The 14,294-nt window shown below is 73.6% G+C and carries 12 protein-coding genes; 5 read left to right on the top strand and 7 right to left on the bottom strand.

The annotated features are described in order from the left end of the window. The first annotated feature begins 4 nt into the window (after positions 1-4). The 4 genes from ACR807_RS03020 to ACR807_RS03005 all read left to right on the top strand — a co-directional run bounded on the left by ACR807_RS03020 (position 5) and on the right by ACR807_RS03005 (position 2,532). Positions 5-823, top strand: a complete 819-nt coding sequence (locus tag ACR807_RS03020; RefSeq protein WP_438919624.1) for a helix-turn-helix domain-containing protein — start codon at positions 5-7, stop codon at positions 821-823. A gap of 16 nt (positions 824-839) precedes the next feature. Next, positions 840-1,016 (top strand): DUF397 domain-containing protein, encoded by a 177-nt coding sequence (locus ACR807_RS03015; protein ID WP_438919623.1) that lies wholly within the window; start codon positions 840-842, stop codon positions 1,014-1,016. Between the two features lie 63 nt (positions 1,017-1,079). Then, positions 1,080-1,976, top strand: coding sequence for a sensor histidine kinase (locus ACR807_RS03010; protein ID WP_438919622.1), 897 nt, complete (start codon positions 1,080-1,082; stop codon positions 1,974-1,976). After that, on the top strand, positions 1,873-2,532 hold the full coding sequence (locus ACR807_RS03005; protein WP_438919621.1) for a response regulator transcription factor: 660 nt from the start codon (positions 1,873-1,875) through the stop codon (positions 2,530-2,532). The genes ACR807_RS03010 and ACR807_RS03005 overlap by 104 nt, the downstream gene beginning before the upstream one ends. Before the next feature lie 130 nt (positions 2,533-2,662). On the opposite strand, the gene ACR807_RS03000 is transcribed toward ACR807_RS03005, so the two are convergent. Next, complete coding sequence (locus tag ACR807_RS03000; RefSeq protein ID WP_438919620.1) at positions 2,663-3,037, bottom strand: hypothetical protein; 375 nt, start codon at positions 3,035-3,037, stop codon at positions 2,663-2,665. Positions 3,038-3,404: 367 nt separating this feature from the next. Between ACR807_RS03000 and ACR807_RS02995 the strand changes: the two genes are divergently transcribed. After that, a complete protein-coding gene (locus tag ACR807_RS02995) occupies positions 3,405-4,715 on the top strand; it encodes an alginate O-acetyltransferase AlgX-related protein (RefSeq protein ID WP_438919619.1) in 1,311 nt (436 codons plus the stop codon). On the opposite strand, the gene ACR807_RS02990 is transcribed toward ACR807_RS02995, so the two are convergent. The 6 genes from ACR807_RS02990 to ACR807_RS02965 form a co-directional block, all read right to left on the bottom strand. After that, positions 4,716-6,311 carry an acyltransferase family protein gene (locus tag ACR807_RS02990; protein ID WP_438919618.1) on the bottom strand — a complete coding sequence of 532 codons (1,596 nt, stop codon included), beginning with the start codon at positions 6,309-6,311 and terminating at the stop codon, positions 4,716-4,718. 135 nt (positions 6,312-6,446) lie between these two features. Continuing rightward, positions 6,447-7,550, bottom strand: coding sequence for an acyltransferase family protein (locus ACR807_RS02985; protein WP_438919617.1), 1,104 nt, complete (start codon positions 7,548-7,550; stop codon positions 6,447-6,449). Next, entirely contained in the window at positions 7,547-8,506 is a 960-nt protein-coding gene (locus ACR807_RS02980) for a hypothetical protein (RefSeq protein ID WP_438919616.1), read from the bottom strand. The genes ACR807_RS02985 and ACR807_RS02980 overlap by 4 nt, the downstream gene beginning before the upstream one ends. After that, on the bottom strand, positions 8,499-9,137 hold the full coding sequence (locus ACR807_RS02975) for a hypothetical protein (RefSeq protein WP_438919615.1): 639 nt from the start codon (positions 9,135-9,137) through the stop codon (positions 8,499-8,501). Before ACR807_RS02975 ends, ACR807_RS02980 begins: the two co-directional genes overlap by 8 nt. A 96-nt stretch (positions 9,138-9,233) precedes the next feature. Further along, positions 9,234-13,052, bottom strand: a complete 3,819-nt coding sequence (locus ACR807_RS02970) for an FkbM family methyltransferase (protein ID WP_438919614.1) — start codon at positions 13,050-13,052, stop codon at positions 9,234-9,236. Beyond that, positions 13,045-14,178 (bottom strand): DUF1707 domain-containing protein, encoded by a 1,134-nt coding sequence (locus tag ACR807_RS02965; RefSeq protein ID WP_438919613.1) that lies wholly within the window; start codon positions 14,176-14,178, stop codon positions 13,045-13,047. Before ACR807_RS02965 ends, ACR807_RS02970 begins: the two co-directional genes overlap by 8 nt. Between the last annotated feature and the right edge of the window lie 116 nt (positions 14,179-14,294).

Here is a 14,294-nt window from a genome sequence, read left to right as displayed (position 1 = left end):
GCGGGTGCCGAGGATCGTGACGGACCAACGGCTGCGCAGGCTCGGCGAGGTGCTGAAGGAGCTGCGGAAGCGGGCCGGGATGTCGCAGCACGAGGCGGCGGAGGCGTTGAACTACGACCACCGCAAGCTCAGCCGCATCGAGCTGGGGCAGAAGCCGGACTACCACGCCGTGCGCGCGATGCTGGACGTCTACCGCGTGCCGCTCTCCCAGTGGGAGCCGTACCTGGAGATGCACGCGCGGGCGACGGAACAGGGCTGGTGGACCAAGTACGACCTGGACGACCAGGGCTACATCAGCCTGGAGCACGACGCCGCGAGGGTCTCGGACTACCAGGTCATGTACGTGACGGGGCTGCTCCAGTCCGAGGACTACCTCCGGGCGGGGTTCGCGCGGGCGCGGGTGCAGCGGTCGCGGAAGTGGGTGGAGAACCAGATCGAGGTGCGGCTGACCCGCCGGCAGCGGTTGTCGGCCGATGAGCCGCTCGCCCTGCACGCGATCATGGCCGAAGGCGCCCTCGCCCACGCCTCGGCGGCGCAGTTGGCGCTCATCCGGGAGGAGGCGGAGCGGGACAACGTCACCGTCCAGCTCCTGCCGTGGGGGGCGGGGCCCAACGACGGCCAGATGGGTCCCTTCACCGTGCTGGACTTCCCGGTGGAGTTCGACCGGTCGGTGCTCTACATCGAGCACGCCGCCGGGTCGCTCCACGTGGAGGACCCGTCGAAGGTCAAGGTGGCTAAGCTGACTTTCACCCACCTCTCGAAGCTGGCGTTGTCCCCGGCGGAATCCGCCGAGCGGATCGAGAGACTGGCGGCGGAGCGATGAGGGATCGGGGTGTGCCATGTGGCGCAAGAGCACGCGCAGCAACACCGGCGGCAACGGGAACTGCGTCGAGGTCGCCCTCGACGGTCGCGCGGCCCTGGTCCGCGACTCCAAGAACCCCGCCGGGCCCACCGTCGCGCTCGCTGACTGGCCGGCCTTCCTGACCGCCGCCAAGCAGGGCGCGTACGACCGCTGACGTACGCCGGATCTCGGACCCCGGTCCGATGTCCGGCCGCCCGCCCTCCCGTACGTTCGAGCCGTGGGATGGCTGACCGGGGTCTGGTTCGCGGCGACGTTCGCGCCGCTGATCTGGCGTGCGCGCTACCCGGTGGCCGTCATCTGGGTCACCGGGGCCTCGACCTGGCTCTACTACGCGACCGGCCACGTCGGGCCGGTGATCCTCGCGCCCGCGTTCGCCGTGCTGTCCCTGGGGCGGACCAGGGTGGCCGAGCGGCGGGGGCGCCAGGTGGAGGAGGAGCGGCTGCGGATCGCGCGCGAGGTGCACGACGTGGTCGCGCACAGCCTCGCCGTGATCAACGTGCAGGCCGGGGTGGCCGCGCACGTCGCCGACCGCCGCCCCGAGGAGGCGGTCAAGGCGCTGCGGGCGATCAAGGAGGCCAGCGGGCACGCGCTCGACGACCTCCGGGCCACGCTCGGCGTGCTGCGGACCGGTGCGGGCACCACCCCCGTGCCCGGCCTGGCCCGGCTCCACGAGCTGGTCCGGCCGGTGGCGAACGCCCGCGTGGTCGGCGATCCGGGGGAGCTGCCCGCGAGCGTCGACGCCGCCGCGTACCGGGTGGTGCAGGAGGCGCTGACCAACGCCGTGCGGTACGCGCCCGACGCGACCGAGGTGGTGGTGGGGTTCGAGCGCGCCGACGACGGCCTGGTCCTGACCGTCACCGACGACGGGAGCGGGGGTCGCGCCCCGCAGGGCGCGGGCGAGGGCCTGCGGGGGATGCGCGAACGCGTCGAAGCGCTCGGTGGCGCGCTCGACGCCGGCCCGACCGCCACCGGGTTCCGGGTCCGCGCCGTGCTGCCGTGGGAGGTCCGTGGTGATCAGGGTCGTGCTGGCCGACGACCAGGCGCTCGTGCGCGCGGGTTTCCGGCTGCTGCTGGACACCGAGGACGGTTTCGAGGTCGTCGGCGAGGCGGGTGACGGCGCGGAGGCCGTGCGGCTCGCCCACGAGCACCGGCCGGACGTCGTGGTGATGGACATCCGGATGCCCGGCACCGACGGCCTCGCCGCGACCAGGCGGGTGTGCGCCGAGCTGCCCGGGGTGAGGGTGCTGGTGCTGACCACGTTCACCGCGGACGAGTACGTGTTCGAGGCGATCCGGGCGGGCGCGTCGGGCTTCCTGCTCAAGGACGCCGACCCGGTGGAGCTGCTGCACGCCCTGCGCGTCGTCGCCGCCGGTGACGCCCTGCTCGCGCCGAGCGTCACCCGGAAGCTGATCGGGGAGTACGCGGGGAGACCGGAGTTCCGCCGGCCCGACCCGGCGGCGCTGCGCGAGCTGACCGCGCGGGAACGGGAGGTGCTCGCGCTCGTGGCGGCCGGCCTGTCGAACGACGAGATCGCCGCGCACCTCGTGATCAGCCCCGCCACGTCCCGCACCCACGTCAGCCGGGTGATGACCAAACTGGCCGCGCGGGACCGCGCGCAACTCGTCGTGCTGGCCTATGAATCAGGTTTGGTCTCGCCCCGGCGAGGGTGAATATTCCTGCTTACGGTCGTTTAGTTCACGCCGGAGAATTGCGCAACAAAGGCGTGAAACTACTCACCGTGACGAAACGACGACTACCCGCCGCATTTTGTGTGCGGCGGGTGACGTTAACGCGGGATGTCTAGGCGATGGCGCCGGGGGGCAGCTTCATGCTGAACGGCAGGGTGGTCACGACCGCGAGGTCGGACGCCGTCCGCTTCATCAGGGTGGGCGCGTTGCGCGAACCGGGCTCCGGCAGGTCCAGCAGCCGGTCCACGGCCTCGACCAGCGGTCCCTCGTAGATCCAGACGGCCTGGGCCGCGCGCTGGCTGTCCCGGACGGCCGGCAGCCTGCCCGCGCGGGCCTCGGTCTCGGACCAGAAGAGGATCGAGTCGATGAACCCGCGGCGCTGCTTGAACGCCATGATGCGGTCGAGCTGCCCGTCCTCGTCCCGCAGGTGCAGGAACTGGAACCCGCTCTCGCGCAGCTCGATCACCTTGCTCAGTGCGAGATCCATGATGCACCTACCTCTTGTTCCGAGGTCCCCTAAGCAGGCACGGGCCCGTTCGACCTGAAAATGATCGTACGGCAAGTGGACAATCCGCCATAGGGACTAGACCGGTGGGGCTGAGTCAATACCGATGGGGCGTGCCGTCGATTTCGAAGAGGACCGCAGTACGCGAACGGTGCGCACCACAAATGCGAGTGCGCCAAGCGTGACGAGGCTCACAGTCGGCCACATGCGTTCCTCCGCAGGGGTCGGTTCCGCTGTCACCGTGGGAGACGTTCGCCATGGGGCGTGGGTTGCACCCGGCGGCCCCTATCAATCCCCACCTTGCGGTGACCCCCGGACGGGCGACGTGACCGGCAACTAGGCTCGGGTCGTGCACGCAGACGACACCAGGGCGAAGCCGGTGGTGCGGTCGGCGCTCCCCCCGACGCCGGAGTCGCTGCTCCCGAGGGACCACGCCCTGTACCGCCCGCGCCACAGCGACCGGCAGCACGGCGCGCTCGTCGCCGCCGTCGTGTTCTTCTGCGTCCCCGCGCTGCTGCTGGTCGTCGGCGTCCGCCCGGCCGAGTTCGAGAACCGCAAGCTCGCCGACCTCCCGTCGATCACCGCCGGCTGGGGCTTCTTCACCGGCCTCAACTCCTGGGCGAACGACCACATCCCGTTCCGCGACAAGGCCGTCGCCGTCGACAACGCGGTCAACCGCCTGTTCGGCGACGCGCCGCCGCCGCCGACCAAGCAGCGCCAGGACCAGCCGAGCGGCCCGATCCCGCTGCCGCCGAAGGACCCGTCGCTCGACCAGCCCGAACCCACCGCGTACGTGCGCGCCATCGTGGGCAAGGACGACTGGCTCTACCTCGGGGACGACGTCGAGGACGCGTGCGAGCCGTCCCTCCGGACCGACGAGGTGTTCGCGCGGCTGGCCGCGCTCCGGCAGGCCGTGGAGGCGTCGGGGCGGAAGTTCGTGCTGACCGTCGCCCCGAACAAGAGCACGGTCATGCCCGAGTACCTGCCCGGCCGGTACTTCGGCAAGACGTGCCACGAGCGCGCGTCCGACTACTTCTGGCGCCAGCTCGGGCCCAAGACCGGGGCGATCGACCTGCGCAAGGGCATGAAGGCGGAGGCCGAGCGGATCAAGGCCCCGGTCTACAGCAAGTACGACAGCCACTGGACGCACGACGGCGGCCTGGTGATGGTGCGCGCGGTGGTCGACGCGGTCCAGGCGGGGCGCACGTCGAGCTGGAAGGTCGAGCCGTCGTCCAAGGTCGAGCGGCAGGGCGACCTCGCGCCGCTGCTCGGGCGGACCGAGCGCGAGGAGATGCAGGCGTACGACGTGAAGCCGGACGGCTCGACCACGCGCAGCCGCGCCGTCAACGGCGACCCGAGGCAGCCGCAGCGCTTCACCCAGCCGGCCGGCAAGGGCGTGGTGGGCAAGAAGGTCGGCGTGCTCGGCGACTCGTTCGCCTTCTACACCGCGCAGTACCTGGTGGCGGGCTTCACCGACATCACCATCCAGCACGTGGACGGCGTCGTCGCCGACCCGCGCGCGGTGGGCAGGATGCTCGCCGGCACGGACGTGGTGGTCCTCGAAGCGGCCGAGCGCAACCTGCTGGGCGGCATCAACCCGATCCTGAACCCCGACGCCATCGGCGTGATCGCCGAGGAACTGGCCGCGAACCCCCGCTAGCTAGCGGCCCCGCCGGTGGCGTGCGTCGGCGTTGAGGGCCAGCAGCGACTCCACGCTGATGCCGGTCGCCGTCTCGTCCAGCCGCCTGCGCCGCCGGGGCTCGGGCGCGGGTGCGGGTGCGGGTGCGGGCGGGACCGCCGGGATGGGTTCGGTGGGCCGCTCGACCGGGGGTGGCGGGGGCACCCGCCGCCTCGGCTGCTGCTCCGCGTGCCTCGGCTGCCGCTCTGCCCGGACCGGCGGGGGAGGCAGCGGTCGGCGCGGGGGCGGGATGTCGCCGCGCGGTCGGGGCGGTACGCGTCGGACCGGCGCGAGCACCTCGGTCGGCTCCTCCGCGCGCGGGCGCGCCCGGCCGGCCGGGACCGCGACCGGCACCTCGGCGGGGGCGTCGGCCGGCGAGTCCGCGGGGATCTCGTCGGGCTCGTCCTCGTCGGGTTCGTCCTCGTCCGGCCAGTGCTCGTCCTCCGCCCCGTCCTCCGCCTCGGCCCCGTCCTCCGCCTCGGTGGCGGCCTTCGGCGCGGGCTTGGGCGCGGGCTTGGGCGAGGCCCACCGGGACAGCCGCCGGGCCAGCACGTGGCTCGGCTTCTCCACGTACCGGTAGCTCAGCTCCACCACGCCGAACGTCACCGCCACCGCGATCGGCACCGCGAGCAGCAGCGGCACGCCGGGCCGCAGCAGGTCGAGCACCACGAACGCGACCACGCCGTGCAGCAGGTAGATCGAGTAGCTGCGCTCGGACAGCGCCGTCCACACCTTGCGCTGGGCGAGCCGCGGTTCGGCGAACATGCCCATCAGGAAGCACAGGAACGCGAACGCCAGCGCCAGGTTGTACGACGTGTCCAGCCGGCCGAACTGCAGGTGGTCGGCCAGCACGTACAGCGCCCACGCCAGCCCGACGAACACCCCGCCCTGCCACAGCGGCACCCGCTTGGTCGTCGTCGCCCACACGACCTGGCCGATGACCGGGATGACCACGTACGAGGCGTTCACCGCGAACAGCAGCCACGACGGGCCGAGGTCGCGCGCCGTCAGCACCACGACGAGCACGAACGCCAGCTGCACCGCGATGGCCGCCGCCGGCGCGCGGCGCAGCAGCGGCAGCAGCGCCACCAGCAGGACGTAGAAGAGGATCTCCACGACGAGCGTCCACGCCACGCCGACCAGCACGACCTGCGGCACGATCAGGTAGTTGACCACCAGCGAGTTGGTGATGACGGTCCACAGCGTGACGACGGGCTCCTTGCCGCCCGCCAGCGGCGCCGCGCCGAGCAGGATCACCAGGGCGGTGAGCAGCACGGTGAACGTCATCGGCACGTACACCCGCACCAGGCGGTTGAGGCCGAAGCCGCGCCCGCCCTGGCGCAGCGCCACCGGCGTCACCACGTACCCGCTGACCAGGAAGAAGAACGGCACGGCGATCTGCCCGATGCCCTGGAGCCCCATGTGCACGGGGTCGCTCGTCAGCCCGTCGACGAAGTCCACCACGGGCGTGGGACCGGCTTCGCGCTTGGCGATCCACTGCTCGGCGAGGTGGCTGTAGAAGACGAGCAGCGCGGCGATGCCGCGGCCGATGTCGATGAACGCGATGCGCGTCTTCACCACGGCGGCGGTCGTCTCGTCCCCCGGCGCGGGGTCGTGGCCTTTCAGGGGCTTACCCCTTCCAGTCGCTCCCCGGTTACGCCGAGCATGCTAACGAAGCGTGCCCGCCCGTGTCTCCCGCGCGACGGGAACCGGTCACGCCGTGCGCTCGCGCCGCTCCCACTTCCGGATCGCGCGGTCGGCCGGTCTCTCCACCAACCGGTGCAGCACCTCGGCCGCCAGCGCCGTGGCCAGCAGGCCCAGCACCGCGACGACGGTGTGGTCCCAGTGCGGCATGAGCGCGTCGAACATCGGGTACATCGCGCTGAGGTGGATCAGGTAGATGGCGTAGGTCCGCTTCGACCAGCCGCGCACGAACGCCGACCGGCTCACCGGCCCGCCCGCCGCCACCAGCAGCACGGTCAGCAGCACCGCGAACAGCAGCGTGCGCGGCACCGAGTCGCCCTGGAACGTGTACCCGCCGACCTTGTCCACCCACGTGAACAGCAGGAAGTGGGCCGCGCCGATCCCGACGCCCGCCCACGGGCGGACCCGGCCCGAGTGCACCAGCGAGATCAGCTGGCCGATGCACAGCACCGGCAGGTACGCGCCGAACTGGCCGATCTGGTGGCCCACCACCGTGCCGGTGCCGTTGGTGAGCAGCAGCGTGGCGAAGCACAGCGGCACCGCCGCCAGCGGCGGCAGCCACGCGTGCCGGCGCAGCACGGGGATGGTGAGCGCGACGTAGCAGTAGAAGACCACCTGGATCTGGAGCGTCCAGGTGACCGCGACCAGCGCCACCGGCGGGTCCTGGAAGTAGTTCGCCAGGAACAGCCCGCTGACCAGGTCGCCCAGGTCCAGGTCCCCCTCGCGGGCCGACGACACCCGCTGCCCGAGGTTGATCAGCACCCACACCAGCGGCGTCACGACCCACAGCAGCGGCACCAGGCGCACCACGCGGCGGCGCAGGAACTGCACGGGCCGCTCGCGGTTCGCCACGTGCGTCACCACGACGCCGCTGACCACGAGGAACAGCGCGACGCCGAAGAACGACAGGCGCGGGTTGAGGTGCAGCGGGTCGATCACGGCGCCCTGGAGGAGCGTGGACAGCCAGAAGTCCTCGTCGTTCAGCGCGAACCAGGCGACCAGGTGCGTCAGCACGACCGCGCACGACGCGATCACCCGCAGCAGGTCGAGGCCGTGCAGGTACTGGTCGCGGCGCGGTGGGGTCACCGCGATCTCCACCGTCGGCGCGCTCACGACACCCTCCCCGAAAGCCGGTGCAGCCCTTCGGCGGCGAGCCCGGCGACACCCGCGCCGAGCGGCACGGCGAGCACGAGCGGCAGCGCGCCCAGCAGGTCGACCGCCGCGTAGCCGACCACCGGGACCGAGGCGTACAGCGGCAGGGCGCGGTCGCTCAACCACCGCACCGGCCGCGCGTCCGCCCAGGCGCCGCCGCGCGGCAGCGCGATCAGGAACAGCAGCACCGCGAGCACCGCGCCGAGCGGGTGCCAGTAGCCGGCCGCGTCCGGCGTCGTCCGGTCCGCCACCACCAGCACGGCGAGCGCGGCGAGCCCGAGCCCCGCGCCCTGCGGCACGGTGACCAGGCCGTCGCGCACCAGCCGGGCCAGCTGCCCCACCACGAGCAGCGGCACCAGCGCGGCGACCGGTCCGACCGGCCGGAGGAACCCCGGGCCGCCCGCGTCGACCGCCCAGCCGACCAGCAGCACCACCGCGCACGCCAGCTCCAGCAGCACCGCGACCCGCAGCCACGGCGCCCGCAGCCACGGCGTCCGCGTCAGCGGGCGCAGCGCCGCGGCCAGCAGGCCGAACAGCGCCACCGCCGCGACCGGCGCGGTCACCGGTGTCTCCACGAGCGGGTGCGCGCCCAGCAGGTCCAGCAGCGCGGCGGCCAGGGCGGCGCACGCCACCACCGGCACGGCCCGGCGCAGCAGGCGCGCGACCCGGTGGCCCGGACCGCCCGCCGCGTACCCGGCCGCGAGCAGCAGCAGCGCCGTCGCCAGGAAGCCGAAGTCCTCGCCCACGCCCGTCGGCTGGTTCACCCAGGTCCGCACGAGCAGCAGCAGCCAGGGCGACTGGCCGTCCCGGCTCGCCCACAGGCCGAACAGGTAGCTGTGCGCCAGGAGCACCACCGCCACCGCCGCCACGACCCGCACGCCCGGGGGCGTGCGCACCTCCACGTCCACGTCAGCCATCGGCGGCCAACGCCTTCAACTGCACCGCCAGCACGTCGCCGAAGCGGGACATCAGGTCGCGGGACCGCGCGTTCAGCTCGACCCGCACGACCAGGTCGCCGTGCACGTAGTGGGCGCGGACCGTGGGCCGGACCGCCGGGTCGGTGTCGGGTCCGAAGAGGACCCGGGTGACGCGCGTGACGCCGTGCTCCGGCTCGGCGCGCTCCAGCCCGAAGTCGAACTGGAGCTCGTCCAGCCGGAACGCGGTGGCCAGCGCGGTCTCGCGGTCGGCGACCCGCACCACGGTCACCAGCACGCGGCCCTCCGGCCGGCGCGACGACAGCGTCATCCGCGCCGCGCCCGCACCGGCGCCCCGGTAGGCGTCGACCTCGGCCTGGTTCAGGAACCGCAGCCCCACCAGGTCCTCGAACGCGCGCACGTGCTCGTAGGACTCGGTCGCCGACCCGAAGTCGGCCACCGCCAGCGGGTCGGCGGCCAACCGGCCCGCCTCGCCCGACGGCGGCACGTTGCGCGCGCTCGCCGGCAGCGGCTGACCGCCCCACAGCGCCCACGCGCCCACCATGGCGGCGACGACCAGCACCACCGCCGGCACCCCGCCCCACGCGGACGCGCGCGTACCCGACACCTTCACTGCGCCCCCTCCACGCTCGCGCCCGACCGCCCCCTCACGGCGCGTCGTGCACGAGTGTCGCAGGAGGACACCCCGTCCTGACAGCGAAACGTGAGGTCAGAGTGGGCGAAGCCACAGCGTGACGAAGCCGGTGGGCGCGTCCTCCGCCTGCCGCACGAGGTCGTCGTCGGCGTGGTCGACCTCGGGGTCGCCCCCGAGCGGGACCGGCGCGTAGCCGAGCTTGCGGTAGCCGAGCAGGACCTGGCCCGGGTCGTCGCCCAGCTCGACGACGGCGCTCGGGCAGAACTCGCACACCACGTGCGGGCGGTCCCGTTCGAGCACGCCCGCCAGGCCGGCGAGGGCCCGGTGGTCGCGGCCCTGGAGGTCCACCTTGACCAGCGTGACGCGCCGGCCGGTGATCTCCGGCCGCCCGTCCAGCCGCACGGCCGGCACCACGACGCCGCCCTCGGTGCCGTCGTCCGCGGCGTGCGCCCGGTGGTCGCCGCTGTTGCCGTCCTCCGCCTGCACGAGGCGGACGCTGCCGTCCTCGTCCCACGCGGCGAGCGGCAGCACGTCCACCAGCGCCGCGGTCTCGGGGCCGAGGTTCGCGGCGACGTTGCGGCGCAGGAACTCGGCGTTGACCGGGTTGGCCTCGACCGCCACCGCGCCCGTGACGCCCGCGGCCCGCTGGAACAGGCGCAGCGTGTGGTAGCCGACGTGCGCGCCGATGTCGACGAACGCGCCGTCGCCGACCAGCCGGGCCATCAGCTCGGCCTCCTCGACCTCCCACGACCGGTGGTAGGACAGCCACGGCCGCACCACGTCGTCCGCGGGCAGCAGCAGCGCGCCCGCGTCGCACACCACCACGTCGGCGCCCGCGGGCACCGGGGCGTGCCGCAGCCGTGCCGCGTCCTGCACCGCGTCCAGCGCCTTCGCCAGCTCGGCGACCCGCTGCTCACCCTCGGCGGCGCGCCGCTGCCCGTCGTCGAGCCGCAGGTCGCGGGCGGCGAACCCGTCGTGCGCGGCGCGCTCGTCGTCCGCCAGCCGGGACCACACGCGCTCCAGGCTCTCGTCGAGCTGCCGCTCCACCCGGGTGGTCGAGTCGCGCACCGAGTCCACGTCGGCGCGCATCGACGACAGCCGGTCCTTCAGGCCCTCGTTGACCCAGCGGGTCGACTCGACCCCCGCCTCCACGGCCTCCAGCCGCGACACGACCGCGCTCAGCGTGTCCTCGACGCCGCCGACGAGCGTGCCCATCACCTTGCGCTGGTGCACGTCGTAGTGGTCGATGGCGCGCAGCACGGCGCGGCGCAGCGCGGGGGCGAGCGGCGTGCGGGACGCGGTGCCCGCCTCGGCGCGCCACAGCAGCGCCTGCTTGGCGTCGCGCAGCGGTCGCAGCACGTCGGCGCCCGGCACGGCGGCCCGGTAGCCCGCGCCGCCCTGGTTCTTCCAGCTGTCGTGGGCGGCGCGCAGCTGCTCGCGCATCCACCGCGCCGCGTTCCCGACGGACCGCGTGCGCAGGATGTGCTCGCGGGCCGCGCGACCGCGCCGCTCGGCCTCGGCCGGGTTGTCCGCGACCTCGCGCATGGCGCGGGCGGCGGCGTCCAGGTCGGGTTCGGCCCACAGCGCGTCCGCCGGGTACGGGCCGTTGCCCGCGCCCACCCGGACCAGCCGGTGCGGGACCGGCCAGCCGGTGCGCCCGTCCAGGAACTCCGTCGTGCTGGAGTAGTCGGTGGAGATCACCGGCATGGCGCGCGCCATCGCCTCGGCGACGGTCAGGCCGAAGCCCTCGCTGCGGTGCAGCGACACGTAGGCGCTGCTCGTCGCGTACAGCTCGTCCAGCTCCGCCACGGACAGGTACCGCTCGACCAGCTCGATGCGCGGGTCGTCCACGACGCGCACCCGCAGGCGCTCGGCCGTGTGCGGGTTCTTGTCGCCGTTGATCGCCTTGAGCACCAGGCGCACGTCGTCGCGGCCCTCGAAGGCGCGCTGGAACGCGTCGACCAGGCCCCACGGGTTCTTGCGCTGCCCGATGCTGAAGAAGTCGAACGCGAACAGGAACGTCACCGGGTCGCCCGCGCGGCGCGGCGGCCGGTCCACCGGGCCGGGGTCGCGCACCGGCACCGGGATCGCCTTCACCGGGATCGACGTGTGCTTGGCGATGGCCTCGCGGCAGAACTCGCTGACCGTCCACACCTCGTCGACCAGGTCGAACGCGTGGTGCATCTCGCCGGGGAACTCCTCCAGCTCCCACGCCCACAGGCCGATCCGGTAGCGGTGGTGGCCCACGTGCGGCTGGTGGTCCAGCACGGCCCGCGTCTGGTCGGCGTTCACGCACAGCAGGCTCACCGGGAACCGCGGCTCGCCGACCGTGCCCGGCTCGTCCAGGCCCGTGCGGTTGGACACCAGGCGGTCCTCCACCACGGAGGCCACCGGCACGCCGGACTCGGCGATGGCGTCGTGCACGAGGCGCGCCATCTCGCCGACGCCCAGCTCCGCCGTCAGGTAGCCCACGACGTTGACGCCGAACTCGTCCGTCGGCTCGCTCGGGGCGACCGGCTCGGAGGGCAGCGCCCACGTCGGGAGCTGCGCCTCCTTCACGCCGGAACCGGCGCACCAGGACGCGAACGGCGCGGCGTCGCGGCTGTGCGGCAGCGGGAACGCCTCGCGCAGGTCGGGGCGGGACTCCCACAGCGTGCTGACCAGGCGGTTCAGCGTGGTGCCCAGCGGCGCGTCGTCGGCGGGCTCGGCGAGCCAGCGGCGCAGCGCGGCGCCGCCGTCCGGGCCGAACGCGTGCGGCGGGTTCGGCTTGCCCTTGCGCTCGGCCTCCTCCCACGCGTCGCGGTAGAGGGTGCGCACGGCCTGGCCGATCTTCGTGCCGTCGGCCATCTGCGCGAAGCCGTAGGGGATCGCGCCCAGCGTCTTCGCGTAGCCGTTGGCCTGGAGCAGGGCGCCGTAGGCGTCGCACAGCTCGCGCACCACGGGGTGCTCGGACAGCACCACGCGTGGCCGGGTCGGCGTGTGGTGGGACAGCAACCACGGGCGCTCCGGCCGGTAGCCGCTGTAGTGGAAGAACCGCAGCCGGTGGCCGCCCGCGGTCAGCACCCCGTCGGCGTCCCGCTCGACCGGGCGCTCGTGGACGTTCCAGTAGGCGACGTTGAAGCCGGGGTCGCGCAGCACGTGGTTGTCGAACAGCGCGGGCACCTGGTCCACCCACCGCTGGTCGGTGAACAGCTGCCTCTCCGGGGCCACGACCGCGTCGTGGCGCAGGCGCTCGGCCCAGAAGTCCAGGAACGGCTCCGCGCCGGGGCCGGTGGCCACGAACCCGAGGTTGAAGATGCCCGCGCCCATGATCGCGGCTTCGCTCGGGTCCTTGCCGTCGCGCGGCAGCGGGTTGAGGAAGTGCGGGGTCAGCACGATGCCGTGCGCGCGGGCCAGCTCGGCCAGCTCCGGCATCGGCGCGAACACCTGGATGTCCGGGTCGAGGAAGATCACCACGTCGGCGTCCGCGCGGAGCGCGCGCAGCAGGTACGGCTTCACCGCCGTCGCCATCTCGGTGACGTTGTAGGCGGTGGCCATCCGCAGGTAGTCGTCCTCGGAGATGCCGGTGGCCTCCGGGCCGACGACCCGCACCCGGTCGCCGATCTCGCCCTCGCCGCGCGGGGCGTCCACGACCAGGATCACGAAGCCGTGGTCCGGGTCGGGGTGGTGCTCCAGGTAGGACGCGGCGAGGACGCGCGCGGCGGGCAGGTAGTTGCGGGCGACGATGGTGCACGCGATCACCGCGCGCCCACCGCCCGCACCGCTGCCGCTCGCGCCGCTCGTGCTCGCGCCGCTCGTGCTCGCGCCGCTCGTGCTCGCGCCGCTCGTGCTCGTGCCGTCAGCGGCGTGCGCGGTGCCTGTCGTGCCCGTCGTGCCCGTGGTGCGCTCAGCCATCGGTCGGCAGCACCTCGAGCTGCGCCTCCAGGGCCTGCTCGTAGCCCTTCTGCGCGGCGGCCAGGGTCGGCGCCGCCACGTCCACGCGGACGATCAGGTCCTTGCTGCTGTAGTGGCCGCGCACGCGGGCGTTCTGGCCGCCCGCCGCGTCGATCTCACCGGTCGACACGCCGGCGGGGCCGCCGTTGAACTGCGTCATGCCGTTGTTGACCTGCGTGTTGAACAGGCCCTGCACGGCCGTGGCCGCCGCGGTCGCGTCGGTGGCCTGCACGATCAGCACGATGCCCTTGGACCCGTCGTCCAGGGTGAACTGGGCGAGCTTGGTCTTGGTGCCGCCCGCCGCCGTGTAGAGGGCGGCCTCCGAGTCGAGCAGGTACTTGAGGTTCGGCACCGCGGTGAAGTCGGTGACCGCCTTGTTGGTGCTCACCTTGCCGGGGATCTCGCCGACCGGCAGCGGGTCCGGCGGCGGCGTGGAGGACGTGGTGGTGGGCGTGCTCGACGTCGTCGTGTCGCCGCCGGCCTGGGTCGAGCCGTTGTCGCGGCCCCACAGCCAGTAGGCGCCGAACGCGAGGCCCGCGAGCAGGACGACCGCGAGGACGATGCCGATGACCTTGCCCTTGCCACCGCCACCGCCCTCGTCGAACACCTCGGGCCCCTGGGCGATCCACGAGGGGTTCTGGTCGACGGGGGAGAAGCTGTCCCCGCCCCACGGCGGCGTGCCCACCGGCGGGCCGGACTGCCAGCCCTGCTGCGGCGGCGGCTGCTGCGGCATCCCGGGCGGCGGCGTGATCGGCGCCACGTACTGCGTGCGGTCCGCGTCCTGCCCGCGCTGCTGCCCGCTCACGACCTGCGTCTTGTCGGCGCTGGCCTGGTTGTTGTTGACGACCTGGGTGGCGTCCGGGTTCGGCGTCTGCGGCCGGGGAGGGACCGCGTCCCACCGCACGGGCGGCGCGAACGGACCGCTCTGCGGCTGCTGGGGGGCCGCCGGTGTGCCGCCCGCCCCGACCGTGCCGCTGCTCGTCGCGGCCGCGAGGAGCTCGTCCCGGCGACGGCGGTACTCGTCGGCGCTGATCCGCCCCTCCGCCAGCGTGCGGTCGAGCTCAGCCAGGTCCTCTTGCCAGGACATTCCGTTCCTCCAGGGGTTGCCGCGCGAGCGCCATTGTTGCTCATGCGCTTTCGGCTGTTGTCGGCATCCGGCACTTGTGATGCGGTCGTTGCCGGCGGCCCACCGTCCGAACCCGG

The sequence above is a fragment of the Saccharothrix sabaoui genome (assembly GCF_051756985.1).
Taxonomy (GTDB): Bacteria; Actinomycetota; Actinomycetes; order Mycobacteriales; family Pseudonocardiaceae; genus Actinosynnema.
Note: the sequence above shows the minus strand (reverse complement) of the source record. Positions and strands in the feature narration are given on the sequence as shown.

Excerpts from the sequence above, each read along its gene's own strand:
- ACR807_RS02970 (WP_438919614.1), bottom strand. The coding sequence starts at position 13,052 with ATGGCTGAGCGCACCACGGGCACGACGGGCACGACAGGCACCGCGCAC.
- ACR807_RS03015 (WP_438919623.1), top strand. The coding sequence starts at position 840 with ATGTGGCGCAAGAGCACGCGCAGCAACACCGGCGGCAACGGGAACTGC.
- ACR807_RS03000 (WP_438919620.1), bottom strand. The coding sequence starts at position 3,037 with ATGGATCTCGCACTGAGCAAGGTGATCGAGCTGCGCGAGAGCGGGTTC.
- ACR807_RS02980 (WP_438919616.1), bottom strand. The coding sequence starts at position 8,506 with ATGGCTGACGTGGACGTGGAGGTGCGCACGCCCCCGGGCGTGCGGGTC.
- ACR807_RS02965 (WP_438919613.1), bottom strand. The coding sequence starts at position 14,178 with ATGTCCTGGCAAGAGGACCTGGCTGAGCTCGACCGCACGCTGGCGGAG.